18 protein-coding genes are annotated in these 18,718 nt (G+C 70.9%); 9 read left to right on the forward strand and 9 right to left on the reverse strand.

Annotated elements, in window-relative coordinates; translation table 11 throughout:
• Positions 1 to 31 precede the first annotated feature (31 nt).
• Complete coding sequence (locus OHT61_RS07540) at positions 32 to 535, forward strand: MarR family winged helix-turn-helix transcriptional regulator (protein WP_329036174.1); 504 nt, start codon at positions 32 to 34, stop codon at positions 533 to 535.
• A gap of 12 nt (positions 536 to 547) precedes the next feature.
• Here OHT61_RS07540 and OHT61_RS07545 read toward each other — a convergent pair whose 3' ends face one another.
• Together OHT61_RS07545 and OHT61_RS07550 are read right to left on the reverse strand one after the other, a co-directional pair.
• The gene (locus OHT61_RS07545) at positions 548 to 1,609 is read right to left on the reverse strand and encodes an aminotransferase class V-fold PLP-dependent enzyme (RefSeq protein WP_329036176.1); all 1,062 of its coding nucleotides are present in this window, start codon (positions 1,607 to 1,609) and stop codon (positions 548 to 550) included.
• A 69-nt stretch (positions 1,610 to 1,678) separates the two neighbouring features.
• Positions 1,679 to 2,407 (reverse strand): DsbA family oxidoreductase, encoded by a 729-nt coding sequence (locus tag OHT61_RS07550; protein ID WP_329036178.1) that lies wholly within the window; start codon positions 2,405 to 2,407, stop codon positions 1,679 to 1,681.
• Positions 2,408 to 2,603: 196 nt separating this feature from the next.
• Here OHT61_RS07550 and OHT61_RS07555 point away from each other — a divergent pair, with 196 nt between their 5' ends.
• A complete protein-coding gene (locus OHT61_RS07555) occupies positions 2,604 to 3,092 on the forward strand; it encodes a mycothiol transferase (protein ID WP_329036179.1) in 489 nt (162 codons plus the stop codon).
• A 36-nt stretch (positions 3,093 to 3,128) separates the two neighbouring features.
• Here the strand turns inward: OHT61_RS07555 and OHT61_RS07560 are convergent, their stop codons facing one another.
• Complete coding sequence (locus OHT61_RS07560) at positions 3,129 to 3,515, reverse strand: ATP-binding protein (protein ID WP_443049371.1); 387 nt, start codon at positions 3,513 to 3,515, stop codon at positions 3,129 to 3,131.
• Between the two features lie 147 nt (positions 3,516 to 3,662).
• Between OHT61_RS07560 and OHT61_RS07565 the strand changes: the two genes are divergently transcribed.
• The 3 genes from OHT61_RS07565 to OHT61_RS07575 all read left to right on the forward strand — a co-directional run bounded on the left by OHT61_RS07565 (position 3,663) and on the right by OHT61_RS07575 (position 5,813).
• A complete protein-coding gene (locus tag OHT61_RS07565; protein ID WP_443049605.1) occupies positions 3,663 to 4,514 on the forward strand; it encodes a helix-turn-helix domain-containing protein in 852 nt (283 codons plus the stop codon).
• Entirely contained in the window at positions 4,511 to 4,708 is a 198-nt protein-coding gene (locus OHT61_RS07570; protein ID WP_329036182.1) for a DUF397 domain-containing protein, read from the forward strand. The genes OHT61_RS07565 and OHT61_RS07570 overlap by 4 nt, the downstream gene beginning before the upstream one ends.
• A gap of 412 nt (positions 4,709 to 5,120) precedes the next feature.
• Positions 5,121 to 5,813: a vWA domain-containing protein gene (locus OHT61_RS07575; RefSeq protein ID WP_329043140.1), complete on the forward strand. Its 693-nt coding sequence runs from the start codon at positions 5,121 to 5,123 to the stop codon at positions 5,811 to 5,813.
• Positions 5,814 to 6,052: 239 nt separating this feature from the next.
• Here OHT61_RS07575 and OHT61_RS07580 read toward each other — a convergent pair whose 3' ends face one another.
• The 3 genes from OHT61_RS07580 to OHT61_RS07590 form a co-directional block, all read right to left on the reverse strand.
• Entirely contained in the window at positions 6,053 to 8,134 is a 2,082-nt protein-coding gene (locus OHT61_RS07580; RefSeq protein WP_329036183.1) for a restriction endonuclease, read from the reverse strand.
• A gap of 579 nt (positions 8,135 to 8,713) precedes the next feature.
• Positions 8,714 to 9,328, reverse strand: coding sequence for a DUF1349 domain-containing protein (locus OHT61_RS07585; RefSeq protein ID WP_329036184.1), 615 nt, complete (start codon positions 9,326 to 9,328; stop codon positions 8,714 to 8,716).
• Positions 9,325 to 10,845: an aldehyde dehydrogenase (NADP(+)) gene (locus tag OHT61_RS07590; RefSeq protein WP_329036186.1), complete on the reverse strand. Its 1,521-nt coding sequence runs from the start codon at positions 10,843 to 10,845 to the stop codon at positions 9,325 to 9,327. The genes OHT61_RS07585 and OHT61_RS07590 overlap by 4 nt, the downstream gene beginning before the upstream one ends.
• A gap of 168 nt (positions 10,846 to 11,013) precedes the next feature.
• Between OHT61_RS07590 and OHT61_RS07595 the strand changes: the two genes are divergently transcribed.
• From OHT61_RS07595 to OHT61_RS07605, 3 genes are all read left to right on the forward strand, one after another.
• On the forward strand, positions 11,014 to 11,784 hold the full coding sequence (locus tag OHT61_RS07595; RefSeq protein WP_329036187.1) for an IclR family transcriptional regulator: 771 nt from the start codon (positions 11,014 to 11,016) through the stop codon (positions 11,782 to 11,784).
• 4 nt (positions 11,785 to 11,788) lie between these two features.
• The gene (locus OHT61_RS07600) at positions 11,789 to 12,262 is read left to right on the forward strand and encodes a GNAT family N-acetyltransferase (RefSeq protein WP_329036189.1); all 474 of its coding nucleotides are present in this window, start codon (positions 11,789 to 11,791) and stop codon (positions 12,260 to 12,262) included.
• A 99-nt stretch (positions 12,263 to 12,361) separates the two neighbouring features.
• A complete protein-coding gene (locus tag OHT61_RS07605; protein ID WP_329036191.1) occupies positions 12,362 to 13,813 on the forward strand; it encodes a peptidoglycan D,D-transpeptidase FtsI family protein in 1,452 nt (483 codons plus the stop codon).
• A gap of 49 nt (positions 13,814 to 13,862) precedes the next feature.
• Here OHT61_RS07605 and OHT61_RS07610 read toward each other — a convergent pair whose 3' ends face one another.
• Entirely contained in the window at positions 13,863 to 15,353 is a 1,491-nt protein-coding gene (locus OHT61_RS07610; protein WP_329036193.1) for an NCS2 family permease, read from the reverse strand.
• Between the two features lie 269 nt (positions 15,354 to 15,622).
• Here OHT61_RS07610 and OHT61_RS07615 point away from each other — a divergent pair, with 269 nt between their 5' ends.
• Positions 15,623 to 16,162: a SigE family RNA polymerase sigma factor gene (locus OHT61_RS07615; protein WP_329036195.1), complete on the forward strand. Its 540-nt coding sequence runs from the start codon at positions 15,623 to 15,625 to the stop codon at positions 16,160 to 16,162.
• 8 nt (positions 16,163 to 16,170) lie between these two features.
• On the opposite strand, the gene OHT61_RS07620 is transcribed toward OHT61_RS07615, so the two are convergent.
• Complete coding sequence (locus OHT61_RS07620) at positions 16,171 to 17,256, reverse strand: dienelactone hydrolase family protein (protein ID WP_329036196.1); 1,086 nt, start codon at positions 17,254 to 17,256, stop codon at positions 16,171 to 16,173.
• A gap of 120 nt (positions 17,257 to 17,376) precedes the next feature.
• A complete protein-coding gene (locus tag OHT61_RS07625; protein ID WP_329036197.1) occupies positions 17,377 to 18,699 on the reverse strand; it encodes a pectate lyase family protein in 1,323 nt (440 codons plus the stop codon).
• Between the last annotated feature and the right edge of the window lie 19 nt (positions 18,700 to 18,718).

Consider the following 18,718-nt stretch of genomic DNA (forward strand, 5'->3'; position numbering starts at 1 on the left):
GCCGGTGGCGGCACCCTCAGGAGGAGTCCCGATGACGGCCGAACGCACAGCCCCCGCCGACCCCGCGTGTACCGCCGGGCTGCCGGGCGCGGCCCACGGCGGCCCGGTCAGCCACGCGGTCTCGCGCATCGCCCGGCTGCACCGGATGACGGCGGGCAGGCTGCTCAGGGGGCTCGGCCTCTACCCGGGGCAGGAGTTCGTGATGATGCACCTGTGGGACCACGGCGCGGTCCGCCAGTCCGAGCTGATCAAAGCCGTGGATCTCGACCCGTCGACCGTCACGAAGATGCTCCAGCGCCTGGAACAGGCGGGGCACGTGCGCCGCCGCCCCGACCCGGACGACCGGCGGGCCGTGCTGGTAGAGGCGACGGACGAGAGCTGCGGGCTGCACGACGCGGTGCGCGACGCCTGGTCGGACCTGGAGGACCACACCCTCGCCGGGCTCGGCACGGGCGAGCGCGACGAGCTGATCAGGCTGCTCGCCAAGGTGGAGGCGAACCTCTGCAAGGACGGCGGGGACTGCCGGACTCCGTGACTCCGCCCCGGCTCAGCCGGTGAGCACGTCCAGCGCGCGGTCGACGTCGGCCTCCGTGTTGTAGAGGTGGAACGAGGCCCGCAGATTCCCCGCCCGGGCGGAGATCATGACCCCCGCCGCGGCGAGCTCGGGTTCACGGTGCCCCAGGCCCGGCACCGCCACGACCGCGGAGTCGCCGGGCACCGCCTCGTGTCCGATCGACGCCAGCCCTTCGCGGAACCGCGCGGCGAGCCCGGTCGCACGGGCGTACAGCGCGTCCGGCCCGATCTCGTGCAGGAGGCCCAGCGACTGCTCGGCCCCGTGGTACGCGAAGAACGCCACCGCCGCGTCGAAACGCCGTGCGTCGACGGCGAGCCGCCCGACCGGCCCGTACGTGCTGTTCCAGCGGTCCTCGGCCGCGACCCAGCCCGCGTAGAGCGACGGGAGGGCGGGCTGCGCCTCCTCGGTCACGGTCAGGAACGACGTGCCCCGGGGGCACAGCAGGTACTTGAAGCCGCCGGTGACGGTGTAGTCGTACGCCGCCGCGTCCAGCGGCAGCCAGCCCGCCGACTGGCTCGCGTCGAGGAGCGTCCGGGCCCCGTGCGCGGCGGCAGCGGCGCGGACCGCGTCCAGATCGGCGATCCGGCCGTCGGCCGACTGGACGGACGAGAAGGCGACGAGCGCGGTCCCGGGGCGCACCGCTTCGGCCAGCTCCTCCAGCGGGACGTAGCGCATCTTCAGGTCGCCGCGCACCGCGAACGGGCTGACGACGGAGCTGAACTCCCCTTCCGGCGCCAGGACTTCCGCACCCGAGGGCAGCGAGGCCGCGACGATCCCCACGTGGGCTGCGACGGAACCGCCGACGGCGACCCGGTCCGGGCCGACACCGGCAAGCCGGGCGAACCCGGACCTGGCCGCGTCCACGGCCTCGAAACTGCCCGCACCGGCCGGCCGGCCGGCCGCGTTGTCCTCGGCCAGCGCCAGGACGGCCGCGACGGTCCGGCGCGGCAGGATGCCGCAGCTGGAGGTGTTGAGATAGGTGGTCTCGGGGGCGAACTCTGCGGCTGTGACCTGGTCGATCGCGGGAGTCTCCATGCCTCCAGCCTGACCGCCGCCCAATCCGGCGTCAATCACGTCGGGTTGAGCGGCGGTTCCGGGGAGTGCTCACACCTGGGCGCCGCTACCGGGGACCTCGCAGGCACCGTCCGTGTCGCAGACGACGCCGTCCTCACCGAGCGGGACGAGGGCGCTGACCTCGCGGTCCTTCCACGCCTGCTCCAGCGCCTGCGCGAAGACCTCGGACGGCTGGCCGCCGGAGATCCCGTAGCGGCGGTCGAGCACGAAGAAGGGCACGGCGTTGGCGCCGAACTCGGCCGCCTCACGCTCGTCCGCGCGCACGTCGTCGGCATACGCCTCGGGGTCGGCCAGCACGGCACGCACCTCCTCGGCGTCCAGACCCGCCTCGACACCGAGGTCGGCCAGCACCGAGTCGTCGAAGACCGAGCGCTCCTCGGCGAAGTTCGCCCGGTAGGCGAGGCTCAGCAGCTCGTCCTGGCGCCCCCGCGCCTTGGCGAAGTGCAGCAGCCGGTGGATGTCGAAGGTGTTGCCGTGGTCACGGCCCTCGGTGCGGTAGCCGAGCCCTTCGGCCTGCGCGTTGGCGGCGACGTTGGCCTCCATGCCCCGGGCCTCCTCGGGGGTGCGCCCGTACTTCTGGGCCAGCATGTCGATCACCTGCTCGGTGTCGCCCTTGGCTCGGCCGGGGTCGAGCTCGAAGGAACGGTGCACCACCTCGACCTCGTCGCGGTGGGCGAACCCGGCCAGGCCCTTCTCGAAGCGGGCCTTGCCGATGTAGCACCACGGGCAGGCTATGTCGCTCCAGATCTCGACGCGCATGACTCTTCTACTCTCCAGCTCTGCTGTGACCGCTGCGGAGGCCGCCTCCGCCGCCGGTCCAACGTCTGCCCCGGCCCGCTGATTCCCCGGCACGGCCGGGTGACCTGCGCGGCCTCGCGGCAACCGGCGCGACGCCCCCCGGTGCGGCACCGCAATCAGGACGGATTCCGGCCTGATCGCCTCCTACGCTCCCGCCATGACTCCAGAGACCAAGGGCATCCTCCAGGCACTGCGCGAGGCACGGCGGCTCCTGCTCATCACCGTGCTGGACGCCACCGACGCCCAGCTCACCGAGCGGTCCACGGTGAGCGGGCTGACGCTGGGCGGCATCCTGAACCACCTCACCCGGGCCGAACTGGTCTGGACGCACATCCTCACCGGGGCGCCCGGTACCCCGGACGGCATGTGGGACACGGGGCAGTACCAGGCGCCGGCAGGCGCCACGGCCACCGCTCTGCGCAAGGCCTACGAGCAGGCGGCGGGCGCCACCGACGAGGCGGCCGTGCGAACGGCCCCGGACCAGGAGGTCCCGCTGCCGGAGACGCCCTGGGAACCCGGTGTCGTACGCCACTGGCCGGTGCGGAGGGTGCTGTTGCACCTCCTCCAGGAGACGGCCCAGCACACCGGCCACGCGGACATCGTCCGGGAGGCGATCGACGGCGCGAACAGCACGGCACGGCGATAGGCGGGGCGGTCAGACGGGCGCGGGCGGGCGCACGGCCTACGGGACGATCTCGCCCCACACGGTCTTCCCGGACGGTGGGAAGGGCCGCACGCCCCAGTCCGCCGTCAGAGCGTCCACCACCACCAGCCCGAGGCCATCCTCCGAACGGACGGGCAGGCACTCCCCGCGCGGATCGGTGACCTCGACCCTGAGTCCCCCTCCCGGCAGCCGCACGAGCGCGAGCCGGAAGCCACGCCCCTCCAGGCGCCCGTGCCGTACGGCGTTGGACGCCAGCTCCGCGACCACGAGGGCAGCGGCGCGGGTGGCATCGCCGTCACGGAACCACCCCCAGGCAACGAGCTGTTCCACCGTCAGCAGACGCCCGAGCCGGGCACCTCGCCGGGTGGCGCTGAGCAACTGCGTGAACTGCGGGGCCTGAACCACTGTCCGGTGCATACCGGGGTGTACGGATTCACTCTTCACACCACTCAGCGTGGCCCCCGTGACCGTACGCTTACCAGGGGTGATCGCGGTAAGGTGACGAGCGTGTACCGGTACCCACGGCGACGGGTACCGGTGGTACCGGTGGTTCTGGAGAGCACGGTTCGCGACGACGGACCGGACGAGGCGGCGTCGGACCTGTTCCGGGTCGTCGGCCGCCAGCTCCGGCTGCTCAGGGAGCGGGCGGACCTCACCCAGCGGGAACTGGGCGAGCGGCTCGAATACAGCGAGGACCTGATCCGCTCCCTGGAGCGGGGCCGGCGCACGGCGCAGCCGGAGTTCCTGGACGCGGCGGACGAGTTGCTCGGAGCGGGCGGACTGCTGCGCGCGGCCAAGGAGGACGTCACCCGGGCGAAGGCACGGGCGCGGGTGAAGCATCCGGCGTGGTTCCGGGACTACGCGCGCCTGGAGGCGGACGCGGTGGAGGTCAGTTTCTTCAGCACGCTGACCTACCCCGGCCTCCTCCAGACGGAGGAGTACGCGCGCACCACGTTCATGTCACGCCAGCCCTTGCTGGACGAGGCGACGATCGAACAGCGCGTGAGCGCGCGGATGGCTCGCCAGGAAACGCTGACCGGGTGGCCTTCGCCGATGGTCAGCGCGGTCATCGACGAATCCGTACTGCGCAGGTCGGTCGGCGGGCGCAAGGTACGCACCGGTCAGCTCGAACACATGCGGCACCTCGCCACTCTTCGCAGCACGACGATCCAGGTGCTGCCCATGGGCTGCGAGGACCATCCCGCCCTGGAGGGGCCGTTCGTCCTGCTCACACCGAAGGGAGGGCAGCAGCTCGCCTATCTGGAGGTGCAGAGCGCGAACAGACTGGTCACCGACACGGAGGAGGTACGTATTCTGGCCGCACGGTACGGGAGTATTCGCGCCCAGGCCCTGAGCCCCGGCGAATCCCTGGCGCTGATCGAAGAGTTGGCGGGAGAGAGATGAACGGCGAACCCGAGACGACCACCGATCCTGTCTGGTCCAGGAGCAGTTACAGCGCCGGCGACGGAGGCGAGTGCGCCGAGGTCGCCGCCACCCCGCACGCCGTCCTCGTCCGTGACTCCAAGGACGTCACCCGCCCCCACCTGACCGTCTCCCCCGCCCGCTGGGCGCAGTTCGTGCGGTACGCGGCCCGCTGACGAGGCGGCGCTGAGCGGCGGCCTGGGCCGGTGACTGCTGTTCAGCCTCCGTCGAAGGGGCTGATCGCGGTCCGTCGCCAGACTGCTCCGGAAACGTTCAAGTCGCTGCGGCCCGGGCCCGTGGACCGGCATCATGACGCCATGCCGGTGAACGAAGCCACCAAGGCGGAGAGGCATCAGGGCTGGCGCGGCCGACAGGACCTGCTGCGCGTAGACCAGGCGCCGGCACGAGGTGTCCAACGACCGCACTGAAAGCGGCGGCGTGGAGGGGTGTGGCAGCACACCCATCCTGCCCCTGACCTGTGCCACAGGTGTCCCTCCTGTTTGTTGCGCATGCCGGACCGCAGGGAAGGACGGAGCGATCGTGTCGAACAGAGGTGACGGCTCCCCCGCCATAAGCCTGACCAAGGTCATGGAACGCGCGCCTGATCTGGTGAGCTTGTACAAGGCCGCGGGCGGGAGTGTCCGCGCGCATGGGCTCGAAGGTGTGCGGGCCGCGGTCTATCTGGTGCTGGACCGCTCAGGGTCCATGCGGCCCTACTACACGGACGGCACCATGCAGCATCTGGCCGAACAGGTGCTGTCCCTTTCGGCGCATCTCGATGATGACGGCATCGTCCCGGTCGTGTTCTTCTCCACCGATGTCGACGGTTCGACCGACCTGACGCTAGGACGGCACCAGGGCCGGATCGACAAACTCCACGCGAACCTCGGCCATATGGGACGGACGAACTACCACTGGGCGATGGACGAGGTAATCGACCACTACACGGCATCGGGCAGCGAAGCCCCGGCGCTGGTCATTTTCCAGACCGACGGCGGGCCCACCAGCAAGCTCGCTGCCGAACGTTACATCTGCAAAGCAGCCAGGCTCCCCCTGTTCTGGCAATTCATCGGATTTGGCGATCCCCGCGACAACGAATTCGCGTTCCTGCGCAAACTCGACACCCTCGCAGTCCCAACTCACCGCGTTGTCGATAATGCAGGGTTCTTCCATGCCGGTCGCTCTCCATACGCTGTCAACAACGACGAGCTCTACAACCAGCTCCTACAGGAATTCCCTCAGTGGCTCACAGCTGCCAGAACCGCCGGTGTCCTGGCATGATCGCGCCCAGCGCCAGGGGGCCAACCGATCTGGCAGGTCAGGGGCGGTCTCGCGGTTGACGCCCCGGATGTCCCCCTGATCGCGCCCGCCGCCGCAAGCTCCACCCGCGACCACACGGTGGAGTCGCTCTGCGGACCGCGCCGTCCCGACGGCCAAGGCCCGATCCAGTCGGCACGACATCGGCACGGACCGCTATCTGGCAGTTCGCCGTGTCCCCGGCGTCTCTCCCTCACCAGGGCCTAATCCACCTCGATGCCGTACTCCTGGACCAGCTCTTCCAGGCCGCCTCGGTATCCTTTGCCGCCCGTGACGAACTCCCAGTCGCCGTTGGAACGGCGCCGGAAGGACCCGAGGACGAGGGCGGTCTCGTGTACGCGGCCATCCGATACTTCCAGTTGGTCGAGTGAAGTCCCCTCGGAGTCGAGCAGCCGAATGCCGGCATCGGCGAATCCGCTCAGGTCGGCGGCGGGGTTGACTTCTGGATCAACGGCGGCGATCACAACGAGCCGGTCTGCTTGCGTCGGCAGGGCGTCAAAGGTGACCTGGATGGCGGCTCTGTCCGGTGCGACCGGGGTGAGCATGCGAACCGTGCCGTCCGGTGTCCGTGGATTGTTGAAGAAGACGAAGTGGTCGTCGCTGAGAACGCGGTTGCCGTGGCAGATGAGCGCGCACACGTCCAGCGCGACATCGCCCGACCAGTACATGCCCAACATGTTGTGGTCGGTGGTGGTGCTGGTCTCGCTGTCCGGCGCGGTCCGCTGAGCCGGCACGTTGCGCTCGCCGTTGCCCAGTCGCCCCCGTAGCCCATGACGGTGCAGCAGATCGACGAGTTCGGTGCCCGCCACCAGTTCAAGCGGCTTGCCGTTCGCGAAGGTGTGCGCACCGGGACCGAAGCCCGACGTCGTGACCAGGACCCCCTTGTTGGCGCCGGCGTCCTGGACTGTCCCGTACAGGTCCCGGACCGCTGTGGGTGGCACGGTGTTGCGGTAGCGCTTGACCTGTACAACGATCTTGCCTCCGCGGATCGGAGTCGGGTCCAGGGCATCGACGTCCACACCCCCGTCGTTCGAGCGCTGTGTGGTCACAGCCTGCATGCCCATGGCTCGGAACAAGTCAGCGACCAGCCCTTCGAAGGCGATGGGATCCATTTCATACAGATCCGGGTCTTCACCGCCCCCGTGGGTGACCACGCCGTTGCCTACGTCCTCAGGCACACGACCGGGCCGTACCACCGCGTACTGATCGGGGCGCGATGACAGCTGCCCTCGCAACGCGTCCACCAGACAGCTGACGGCGTTCACCTGGTCCAGGTGCAGTTCGGCGAAGCTCGAGCGCGAGGCCATGACAGTGCCGAGGAACATCGGTGCCCGCCTGCCGGTCGTCGGATCGTGATCGTCCACGAACCCGTTCAGAGCAACCGATTCCAACGCTCCGAACTCGTCGGCTTCGAAGAGGTCGCGCAGGACGAGCAGAAGACATTGCGCGAGCACATCCCGATAGAGGGCACGACGCTGCGCGACCGGCCGGGGAGATTCCTTCTCCTGATCGGCGTTGATCATGTATCGCACCGACTTGGCTTCCGGGACGATGTCGTACCGCGGCAACTCCCAGTTCAGTACCAACTGCCGCGCTCCGGCGTCGTAGGCAGCCGATACCTGGCGCGGCAGGTCTTCAGGCCATCCGGTCGACGCGTAGAGAGCAGCGGAGAAGTACTCCACCGCGGCCTCCTCGTCACCGTTACGGAGGCCCGTCGTCATCTCCGCGATTCCGGCATTGTGCCGACGGATCTCCGCCAGTTGTGCGTCCGCCCACTGTCGATACTGACGCTGGTAGGAATCCAACTGCTGCTGGCACTGGGCCTCAGCGGACTGCGCGGCCTGCCAGTCGCGCTCGAACCGCGACCGGGCCTCCGCCTGAGCCTGGGCACGCCGTGTGGCGGTCCATCCGCCCTGCGGCTGATACTGGTTCGGATCCGGCATGGGCACGGGGTTGCCGAGCTGTCCTGGGGAGAAGGCTTCGACCTGCTCCGCCCGGACCAACAGGCCGGCTCTGAACGCGGGTGCTCGACACCCCGCCGCCAACAGGCCCTGCAACGCGACGACCTTCGCATCCAGTTCCTGCGTACGCCGCCGAGCCTCTGCCTCACGCTGCTCCCGGTACGCAGCCTTCTGCTCACGGTAGCTTCGTGCGGCGTCTCGGTGGAGGGCTCGCTGTTGCCTCTCCTGATCCTGTTGGTATCTGGCTTGCGCTGCATGCTGACGCTGCTGCTGACGCTGCACTTCAGCCCAGACACCGACCAAACCATTGGAGCGACGACTCATCCCCAGGCCTCCCCACCAGCTCTCGGCGTGCATGCACCACCAAGCCCTGGCCCCTAACCAGCAGTGACGAGAAGACTTTACTGCGCAACCAACAGCCAGGTCATCGCCATGCCGCGATTGGCTCACGCCTACTGAGACAACGTGACCGGGACAGGGCTGGGAGACCCGGGTGCCGAAGATGACCGAGGAGCGACCCACTTCGCGCTCGTCGTGCCTGGAGTACCGCCATGCCCCAGCGTGCCTCTGATGCGTCGTCGTGGCCGAGCGGCCTACGGGACTTCGCCGAGTACTGCGCCGCGCGGCCTGTGTGCCCGAGCCTGCGGCCCGCCACGTTCCGAACGTGGCTTCCGGCTTCGCTTCGGGGCTTGCGGGGCCTTCAGGGCCTTCAGGGCCTTCGGCGAGGCGTCCGTGTCCCCAGCGGGCGCCGTCGCGGACGAGGGCGACAAGCTGGGCTGCGGAGACCGCGCCAGCGGGCCTGGGCGGATTCGGCGAGATTGGACACCATCGCCGGGGCCGCGGCCGGCCCGGGTCCCGAAGCCCCCGCGGACTCCGGGACCCGGCCGCACGCCGTACCGCGGGTCAGCTGCCGTCGCGCTGACCGGCCGGGCCGGTGGGCCGGTAGGCGATCCGGTCGAACGACACCGCGCAGCCGTCGCCCGTGGGCGACTGGGCGAGGAAGCCGATGCGTGCCGTGGCCCGCTCCTGCTCGGTACCCAGGGTGAAGACGCGGACGAAGGTCCAGTGTTCGCCGTCGTCGGAGGCGTGGAACGCGAACGAGCCGCCGGTGCGGCTGAGCCGCAGCCAGTGCGTGTCCCCGTCCACGAAGGCGGAGTTGACGTCGTCGGACTGGCCGCGGGTGACCACGGTGCAGACCGTGGGGCGCTCCGGCGAGAGTTCGAGGCAGAGCTTCGCCCACTCGCGCTCGCCGACGTGGAGGTAGAGCACGCCCGCGTCGAACGCCGCGGCGAAGCCGACGCGCACCCGCGCGATGAGCTGGAAGTCGCCCTCCGGTACCGCGCCCAGGAGGCGCGGCGCGTCGGATGCGGATTCCAGGGTCCCGCCGCCCGGCGGGACGAAACGGTCCTGCTTCGGGCCCGCGGTGCCGTTCAGCACGCCGTTCTCGTACGTCCAGCCGCCGTCGGGGCCGTAGGGCTCCAGGCCGAAGGGCAGTTCGGGGATCTCGATGACCGTCATGCGCTCCGCCCGTCCACCCGGCGGGGCAGGCCCAGCGGGTTGTCCTCCCGCAGCTCCGGCGGCAGCAGGGCCTCGGGCGTCGACTGGTAGCTGACCGGGCGCAGCCAGCGCTCGATCGCGGTGGCGCCGACCGAGGTGGAGGTGGAGGTGGTGGCCGGGTAGGGGCCGCCGTGGTGCTGGGCGGGGGCGACAGCGACGCCGGTCGGCCAGCCGTTGACCAGGACGCGCCCGGCCAGCGGGGTGAGCTCGGCCAGCAGTCCGGCGGCGCTTTCGTCGGTCTCCTCCGTGGCGATGTGGAGGGTGGCCGTGAGGTTGCCGGGGAGACGGGAGAGCACGGTGGTGATCTCCTCGGCCGAGTCGTAGCGCGCGACGACGGTGACCGGGCCGAAGCACTCCTCCAGCAGGGCGTCGTGCGGGCCCTCCTGGGCGAGCCGCTGCGCCGGGACGGTGAGGAAGCCCGGGGAGACGGTGTGTTCGCCGCCCGCGCCTGGGGTGACCGGGGCTTCGACGTCCGGGAGGGCGGCCCGCTCGGCCACACCCTGGACGAAGGCGTCGCGCATCCGGTGGTCGAGCATGACTCCGGCGCCGGTGCCGCTGACGGCCTCGGTCAGGGACTTGAGCAGCTGGTCGCCCGCAGCGCCGGAGGGCGCGAACACGAAGCCGGGCTTGGTGCAGAACTGTCCGACGCCCATGGTCATGGAGCCGCCGAGCCCGGCGCCGATCTGCTCCGCGCGTTCGGCGGCGGCGGCCTCGGTGACGACGACGGGGTTGAGGGAGCCGAGTTCCCCGTGGAAGGGGATCGGCGCGGGCCGGGCGGCTGCCGCGTCGAAGAGGGCCCGGCCGCCGCGGATGGAGCCGGTGAAGCCGGCGGCCGAGACGAGCGGGTGCCTGACGAGCTCGACGCCCGCGTCGAAGCCGTGCACCACGGTCAGGACGTCCTCGGGCAGACCGTGCCGCGCCGCCGCCCGGCGCAGGATCGAGGCGCAGAGTTCGGAGGTCGCCGGGTGGTCGGGGTGCGCCTTGACGACGACCGGGCAGCCCGCGGCGAGTGCGCTCGCGGTGTCGCCGCCGGGGACGGAGAAGGCGAGCGGGAAGTTGCTGGCCGCGTAGACGGCGACGACGCCGAGCGGGATCTTGTAGCGGCGCAGGTCCGGCCAGGGCGGGGTCCTGCTGCCGTCCTCGTGGTCGATGTGGATGTCGAGGAAGGCGCCTTCGTCGACGACCTCCGCGAAGGCGCGCAGCTGGGCTGCGGTGCGGGCGAGTTCGCCGGTGAGCCGGGCCGGGCCGAGTGCGGTCTCCGCGTCGGCGGCCTCGACGACGTGCTCCTGGGCCTCCGTGAGGAGGTCCGCGGCGGTGCGCAGGAAGGCGGCGCGCACGGTGCGGTCGGCCAGCGCGCCGCGCACGGCGTGCGCCGCCCGGACGGCACGGTCGACCTCCTCCGCTGTAGCCTCCACCGCGACCTGCTCACGCGGGTTCCCCGTACGGGGGTCGACGCTCCAGACTGGTGCTGCTGCCACCGTGTTTCCTTCCGGTCCACTGCCATACGAGGGAAGTTGTTCGGTATTCTGAACAGCGTTCCTCATCGTGAATACACGGGAACTCTATTTCCGGGTCTTCGGTGTTGGCAAGAAGTCGCGGGGTCGCACGAGCGGGGCCGTACAGGACGGCTGGAAGGGGCATGAGGCATGTCGGTTGCCGAGTCTGGTGGAGCACAGGTCAAGTCCGCGGTTCGGACGGTGGAGCTCCTCGAATACTTCGCAGGGCGCCCCGGTATGCATTCGCTGGCCGCCGTGCAGGAGGCCGTGGGCTATCCCAAGTCCAGCCTCTACATGCTCCTGCGCACGCTGGTGGAGCTCGGCTGGGTGGAGACCGACGCGACGGGCACGCGGTACGGCATCGGCGTGCGCGCCCTGCTCGTGGGGACCTCGTACATCGACGGTGACGAGGTCGTCGCCGCGGCCCGCCCCACCCTGGACCGGCTCTCCGACGACACCACGGAGACGATCCACCTGGCCCGGCTGGACGGCACGAACGTGGTCTACCTCGCCACCCGGCAGTCCCAGCACTACCTGCGCCCCTTCACCCGCGTCGGCCGCCGACTGCCCGCCCACTCCACCTCGCTGGGCAAGGCGCTGCTGGCCACCCACAGCGACGAGCAGGTCCGCAAGATGCTCCCGGAGACGCTGCCGGCCCTGACCGAGAACACCCTCACCGACCGCGAGAAGCTGATCGAGGAACTGCACGCGGTCCGCGAGCAGGGCTACGCGGTGGACCGCGAGGAGAACACCCTGGGGCTGCGCTGCTTCGGCGTCGCGATCCCCTACCGCACCCCCGCGCGCGACGCGATCAGCTGTTCGGTGCCGGTCGCCCGGCTCACCCCCGCACACGAGCAGATGGTCAAGGACGCCCTGTTCGACGCCCGTGACCGGCTCACCCTTGCGACCCGGAGGCTTTGAGGACATGGATGTCACCCTGCGCGAGGTACGGGACGGCGACCTGCCCCTGTTCTTCGAGTTCACCAGCGACCCGGAGGCGGTCCGGATGGCCGCCTTCACCAGTGCCGACCCGTCGGACCGGGCGATGTTCAACGCCCACTGGCAGCGCATCCGGTCCGCCGACACGGTGACCATACGCACCGTGCTCGCCGACGGAGCCGTGGTGGGCAGCGTGGGCGTGTACGGGCCGCCGGACGAGCGCGAGGTCACCTTCTGGATCGACCGGGCGCACTGGGGTCGCGGGCTGGCGACCGCCGCGCTGCGGGCGCTGCTCGATGCCGTACCGGAGCGTCCGCTGCACGCGCGGGCCGCGGCCGACAACGCGGGTTCCCTGCGGGTCCTGCAGAAGTGCGGGTTCGTCGTGACCGGTACGGACCAGGGGTACGCCGAGGCCAGGGGCGAGGACACCGACGAGGCGGTCCTGCGGCTCGACGCCTGAGCTGGGGCGCCTGCGGGCCCTGGGACCGGAACGTGAAAAACCGGTGAGAAGGGACACGAACGGGAACGGCTCCGACGGTCCCGTTCGTCCCTCACCGGGATGAACAAGACGATCAGGCGCGCTTCGGTCTTCTGCCTGCTCATGGTTCTCGCACTGCTCGTGCGGGCGACCTGGGTACAGGGGTACGAGGCCAAGGCGCTCGCAGACGACGACCACAACCGGCGGAACACGATCGCGCAGTACGCGCAGCCGCTCGGGGACATCATCGTGGCCGGCTCCCCGGTCACCGGTTCGAAGGAGACCAGCGGCGACGACCTCCGCTACAAGCGCACCTACGACGGCGGCGGGCTGTACGCGTCGGTCACCGGCTACAGCTCGCAGGCGTACGGCGCGACGCAGCTGGAGGGCATCTACAGCCATGTGCTCGACGGCACCGACGACCGGCTCAAGAACCCCACCGACCTGATCACCGGGAAGCAGACGTCCCCGGGCGACGTGCTGACCACCATCGACCCGGACGTGCAGAAGGCCGCCGCGAAGGCGCTGGGCGACGACCGGGGCGCGGCCGTCGCGATGGACCCGGAGTCCGGCCGGATCCTCGGGATGGTCTCCTCGCCGTCGTACGACCCCTCCGACATCAGCGGCACGTCGGACGGCGACGCCTGGCAGAAGCTGCTGGACGACAAGGACAAGCCCCTGGTCAACCGGGCACTGCGGCAACCGCTGGCCCCCGGCTCGACGTTCAAGCTGGTGGTGGCCTCGGCGGCACTGGAGAACGGCCTGTACGACTCCGTGGACCAGCCGACGGACAGCCCGAACCCCTACACCCTGCCGGGCACGTCCACGGTCCTGAGGAACGAGAGCGCCTCGGCCCCCTGCGAGAACGCCACGCTGCGGACGGCTCTGCAGTACTCCTGCAACAACGTCTTCGCGAAGGCGGCGGCCGACCTCGGCCAGGACAAGGTGAAGGCGATGGCGGACGCCTTCGGCTTCGACACCGAGAAGCTGGACGTGCCGGTGCGGGCGGCGCGGAGTGTGTACCCGACCGGCATGGACAAGGCGCAGACGGCGCTGACCGGCATCGGTCAGTTCGAGGTGACCGCGACCCCGATGCAGATGGCGATGGTCTCGGCGGCCCTCGCCAACGGCGGCGAGCTGGCCGCCCCGCACATGGTCTCCAAGGTCACGGACTCGGACGGCTCCACCCTGGAGGACTTCCCGGACGGCGACACCGAGCGGGTCGTGAAGGCCTCGACGGCCGAGCAGCTCCGCAGCGCCATGGTCACCGTCGTGGAGAAGGGCACCGGCACCAACGCCCGCATCCCCGGCGCCGAGGTGGGCGGCAAGACCGGAACCGCGCAGAACGGCGTGGACAACAGCAACACCCCGTACGCCTGGTTCACCTCCTACGCGAAGGACCGTTCCACCGGCAGGCAGGTCGCCGTGGCGGTGGTCGTCGAGGACTCCGGCTCGGCCCGCTCGGAGGTCAGCGGCAACGGCCTGGCCGCGCCGATCGCGCAGAAGATGATGAAGGCCGCCCTGAAGGACTGACCCGGGCCCCTCCCCCCGCCGGCCGCCGGACGGCCGGCGGGAGGGGCGCCTACTTCACGCCGAGCAGCTGCTCGACGGGGTCGATGGCGAAGTAGACGACGAACATCGCCGACGCTCCCCACAGCAGCCAGTGGACCTTCGCGGCCTTGCCGACGACCGCCTGGATCACGACGTACGCGAGGAAGCCGGCCCCGATGCCGTTGGTGATCGAGTAGGTGAAGGGCATCACGGCGATGGTGAGGAAGGCCGGGACGGCGATCTCGTACCTCTCCCAGTCGATGTGCCGCACCTGGGCCATCAGCAGGAAGCCGACGGCGATCAGCGCGGGAGCCGCCGCCTGGGCGGGGACGACCGTGACCAGCGGGGTGAGGAACAGGGCCAGGGCGAAGAGACCGCCCGTGACCAGGGACGCGAAGCCGGTGCGGGCGCCCTCGCCGACGCCGGCGGTCGACTCGACGTAGGACGTGCTGGAGGAGGCGGACGCCGCCCCGCCCGCGACGGCCGCCGCGCCGTCGATGAGCAGGACCCGGCCGAGGTGGGGGACCTTGCCGTCCTCGTCGAGGAGTCCGGCCTCGCTGGAGACGCCGACGACCGTGCCCATGGTGTCGAAGAAGTCGCTGAGCAGCAGGGTGAAGACGAGCAGCACGATCGTGACGGCCCCGACCTGTTCGAACGCCCCGAAGAGGCTGAACGAGCCGAGCAGCCCGAAGTCCGGTGCGGCCACCAGGTCACCGGGGACGGCGGGCACGGTCAGGCCCCAGGCGGTGGGTGCGATGTCGGCGAACTCGTTGATGAGGACGGCCACGACGGTCATCGCGACGATGCTGATGAGGATCGCGCCCTTCACCCCGCGGGCCAGCAGCGCGACGGTCAGCAGCACCCCGAGACAGAAGACGAGGACGGGCCAGCCGGAGAGCTGTCCGGTGAGGCCGAGCTGGACCGGCACGGAGCCCGTCTCGCCGGGGATGCGGGTGGCGAACCCGGCGTCGACGAAACCGATGAAGGCGACGAACAGTCCGATGCCGACGCTGATGGCGTGCTTGAGCGCCGGCGGGATGGCCTCCATGACCGCCTCGCGCAGCCCGGTGACCACGAGGACGCAGATCAGCAGGCCCTCCAGGACGATCAGGCCCATCGCGTCGGGCCAGCTCATCAGCGGCGCGAGCTGGAAGGCCACGACGGCGTTGAGCCCGAGGCCGGCGGCGAGGGCGAGCGGAAGGTTGCCGGCGAGCCCCATGACGATCGTCATCACGGCGGCCACCAGGGCGGTGGCGGTGACGAGTTGGGGCCCGGAGAGGTGGTTGCCGAACTTGTCCTCGGCCGACCCGAGGATGATCGGATTGAGCACGAGGATGTAGGCCATCGTGAAGAAGGTCGCGAAGCCGCCACGTATCTCGCGCCCGAAGCTCGAACCCCGGGCGCTGACGGAGAAGTAGCGGTCGACGGCGTTCCGCTTCTCCCCGCCCGGCTGGGCCGCGGCGGGCGGCGGCTCCGGTGCGGGGTCACTCGCGTGCACCGTGGATTCGGCTCTGTCCGGCATGGTTCTCCTCGTGGTGTGACGGTCCCGACGGGTAGCTGGATTGTTCACCTGTCGCGGGGGGGTTCAGGTTTTCGCCGTGTTACGCCTTACTGGGAGCCGCACCCGCGACGCGGCGCCTTTGGGGTGCGTGCCGGTACGGCTCCCACCCCGCGTGCTGGTACGGCTCCCGCCCCGGGTGCCGGTACGGCTCCCGCCCCGCAGACGGGCCCGGGACCGTACACAGCCCGTTTCGAGCGCCCCAGGCTCCCGTACAGGAAGAGGTGACCCCTGTGAGTACGGTCGCCGACGATGCGGCTTCCGCCGCGTTCCAGGCGTTCTTCGAGGCGCACTATGCCGAACTCACGCGCTTCGCACACCTGTTGACCGGTGAGGCCGACACCGCGGACGACCTGGCCGCCGACGCCCTGACGGCGCTCTGGCAGCGCTGGGACCGTGTCGCGGGCGCCGAGCATCCGGTGGCCTATGCCAGAGGGGTCGTCGCCAACCTGGCCCGCTCCCGCATCCGCGGCGCGGTGCGGGAACGGCGGCGGATCGCCCTGTTCTGGGCCCCGCGCGGGGCGGGTGGCTGCCCTGCCGCGGACGGGCCCGACGTCCCGGCCGTCGTGGACGTGCGGGAGGCGCTGCGCCGGCTGCCGTTCCGGAAGCGGGCGTGCGTGGTCCTGCGCCACGCCTTCGACCTGTCCGAACGGGACACCTCGCTCGTCCTCGGTGTCTCGCTCGGCACGGTCAAGAGCCAGACCTCCAGGGGTGCGGCGGAACTCCAGCGCCTGCTCGGCGGTGAGTTCGCGGCGGCAGCGGGGCGGGACTGAAGGGTCGGCTACCCGGCGCGGAGCCAGGTGTCCAGCCATGCGTGGACCGCGTGCTGCATGGCCCGGGTGAAGGTGTGACCGGTGTCCGGCCACACCGTGGTGGTGAGCCGGTCGCCCGCCCCCTGGGACTCCCAGACCGTGCGCAGCTTCGCGTACGCCGCGGCCACCCCGGCGGCCGGGAACAGGGCGTCCAGGGCGCCGGAGTGGAAGAGCGCGGGCTTGGGGGCGGCGAGTGAGGCGACGTCCGGGATGTCGAGGTGCCGGTGCAGACCGGGGTGGAGCATGAAGTACGCCGACTGCCCGCGCAGCGTGTTGTTCCCCGGGACCATCATGTCCTTGAGCCCCGTCATCCAGCAGACCGCCGCCGCCGCTCTCACCCCGTCGGACAGGGCGGACAGCTGCCAGGCCCGGTAGGCGCCCATGGAGAAGCCCAGGGCGCCGACCCGGCGTTCGTCCACCTCCGGGAGCGAGGCGAGGAAGGCGGCGGCACGCATGTCCTCGTGGGCGGTGAGCCCGGCGAGGGAGGTCCCCAGCTGGAACAGGTTGGCCGCCAGCGCCTGCTGGTCCTCGTGGGCGAGCGGGCCCCTGTCGCCCCAGCCGAGGGTGTCCACGGCGAGCACGGCGTAGCCCCGGGCGGCCAGGTCGTCGCCGATGAACCTGCCGTCGTAGTACCGCTCCACCCAGGCGTTGGCCCGGGCCAGGCGCTCCGGGCGGGAGCGCGGCCGCACGGTCTTCTCCCGGCCGATCGCGAACTCCGCCCCGTGGTCGTGCAGGAGCAGCACGGCCGGGAAGGGCCCCGCCCCGTGCGGCACCAACAGCGAGCCGCGGGCCCGTGCGTGGCGGCTGAGGGCGAACTCCACGGTACGCCCGGTGTACGAGCGGGCGGAGTACGCGTCGTACGTCACCGGGTCGAACGGGGTGGTTCCCGGGCCGGGCGGCTCCAGCAGCGCCTCCCCTGCCCTGGCGCGGGCCGCCGCGCGCCAGGCGGCGAAGTCGTCGGTCCCCGCCCTCTCCCAGGACAGGGGGAAGGTCAGTTCGTCCTTGAGCCGCCCGTGGAAGGCGGGGAGCACCCGGTGGGCGATTCCGGGGATCACGCGGTCAGGGGCTGGGGTCTGCCGGGCACGGCTGAGCTCCTCGCGTCGGGGTGCGGGCCGGAGCGGCGCCTTCCGGGGTGGTGGAAGGGTGCGGTGCCGCTCCGGCCGGCCGGGGTGGCGTCAGCGGCCCAGGGGCTTGCCGGCTCCCGCGCCGAGGCCCACCAGCACGGGGACGACGAGCGGGTGGTCGGTCCTCGTGCGGAGCGTCGGCGTCCAGCCGGCACCCTCGGTGAGCTGCTCGGCGGGCACGCCCGCGTTGTGCACGGCGATCAGGTCGGTGCGGCGGCCGTTGACGTAGTTGTCGCCCGCGGTCAGCGAGGACTCGGACCACTTCTTGAGGATCGTCGCCTTGTCCAGACCGGCGGGCACGGTGAAGGCGTTGTGTTCCGCGACGAGCTTCGACTCCGCGCCGATGCCGTAGGAGTAGCCGTAGGCGGCGCCCCTGCTCACGACGAAGTGGTTGTTGTACGAGTCGACCCGGCCGAACCGGACGCGGGGCGCGCGCTCCTTCACGTCCTTGAAGAGGTTGTGGTGCAGGGTGACGCGGAGCCTGCCCCGGTCGGTGGCCCCGGCACCGTCGCTGTTGCCGATGAGCATGGTCTTGTCGTGGTCCTTGAGGACGTTCCAGGACACGGTGACCAGGTCGGCGCCGCGCACGATGTCGAAGAGTCCGTCGTGCTGCTGGAAGACCTGCCCGAAGTAGTGGGGCTGGCCGGCGTCGGGGCGGTCGCCGTCGCCGAAGGTGTTGTGGTCCACCCAGACGTGGCGCGAGCCGTACACGACGAGGTTGTCGTACTCGCTGTTCCAGGCGCCGTGGTCCCCGTCGGTGGGATCCCACTGGGGGAAGCAGTCGTAGGTGTCCTCGAAGGTGATGTTGCGGATGATCACGTTGGAGACGTTCTTCACCTGGAGACTGGCTCCGACGATCGTGGCGCCCCTGCCGACGCCGACGAGCGTGGTGTTGGAGGGGACCTCGACGTCGACCGCGGCGGCCTGCAGCTTCGCGGAGGCGGCTCGGGCGTCCTCCAGCGGGCCCGCCGGGACCTCGTCGGTGCCCCACACCGCGGGGTCGTAGGCGGCGAGGTACTTCTCCAGGGTGTAGCCGTCCTGCTGGTAGGCCTCGCAGCCGATCGGGGTGCCGTCGGCGTCGGAGTTGCCGTGGACGGTGCCGGCGATCCTGACGATCTTGGGCGCGTCCCCGGCGTCCTCGAAGGCGGCGACGAGCTCCGCCCGGTCGGTCACGGTGTAGACGTGTTCGGGGGTGGCCTGCGAGCCGCCCGTCGTGGAGCCCTCGGCGGCGGCCCAGCCGTCGCCGGCGGGGAGGACGGCTCGCTCGATTCCCTTGTGGGAGTCGGCCTGGGCGGGGACGGTGACGGCGAGGGCGAGCGACGCGGCGCCCATCGCGACGGCGATGGCTCGGACGTGTCTCCTGCGTGCGGGCATGGCGGATCCTTCACTGTCG

Origin of the sequence: Streptomyces sp. NBC_00178 (assembly GCF_036206005.1) — a bacterium.
Classification (GTDB): Bacteria; Actinomycetota; Actinomycetes; order Streptomycetales; family Streptomycetaceae; genus Streptomyces.

Excerpts from the sequence above, each read along its gene's own strand:
- OHT61_RS07540 (WP_329036174.1), top strand. The coding sequence starts at position 32 with ATGACGGCCGAACGCACAGCCCCCGCCGACCCCGCGTGTACCGCCGGG.
- OHT61_RS07545 (WP_329036176.1), bottom strand. The coding sequence starts at position 1,609 with ATGGAGACTCCCGCGATCGACCAGGTCACAGCCGCAGAGTTCGCCCCC.
- OHT61_RS07550 (WP_329036178.1), bottom strand. The coding sequence starts at position 2,407 with ATGCGCGTCGAGATCTGGAGCGACATAGCCTGCCCGTGGTGCTACATC.
- OHT61_RS07555 (WP_329036179.1), top strand. The coding sequence starts at position 2,604 with ATGACTCCAGAGACCAAGGGCATCCTCCAGGCACTGCGCGAGGCACGG.
- OHT61_RS07570 (WP_329036182.1), top strand. The coding sequence starts at position 4,511 with ATGAACGGCGAACCCGAGACGACCACCGATCCTGTCTGGTCCAGGAGC.
- OHT61_RS07575 (WP_329043140.1), top strand. The coding sequence starts at position 5,121 with ATGGAACGCGCGCCTGATCTGGTGAGCTTGTACAAGGCCGCGGGCGGG.
- OHT61_RS07580 (WP_329036183.1), bottom strand. The coding sequence starts at position 8,134 with ATGAGTCGTCGCTCCAATGGTTTGGTCGGTGTCTGGGCTGAAGTGCAG.
- OHT61_RS07585 (WP_329036184.1), bottom strand. The coding sequence starts at position 9,328 with ATGACGGTCATCGAGATCCCCGAACTGCCCTTCGGCCTGGAGCCCTAC.
- OHT61_RS07595 (WP_329036187.1), top strand. The coding sequence starts at position 11,014 with ATGTCGGTTGCCGAGTCTGGTGGAGCACAGGTCAAGTCCGCGGTTCGG.
- OHT61_RS07600 (WP_329036189.1), top strand. The coding sequence starts at position 11,789 with ATGGATGTCACCCTGCGCGAGGTACGGGACGGCGACCTGCCCCTGTTC.
- OHT61_RS07605 (WP_329036191.1), top strand. The coding sequence starts at position 12,362 with ATGAACAAGACGATCAGGCGCGCTTCGGTCTTCTGCCTGCTCATGGTT.
- OHT61_RS07610 (WP_329036193.1), bottom strand. The coding sequence starts at position 15,353 with ATGCCGGACAGAGCCGAATCCACGGTGCACGCGAGTGACCCCGCACCG.
- OHT61_RS07625 (WP_329036197.1), bottom strand. The coding sequence starts at position 18,699 with ATGCCCGCACGCAGGAGACACGTCCGAGCCATCGCCGTCGCGATGGGC.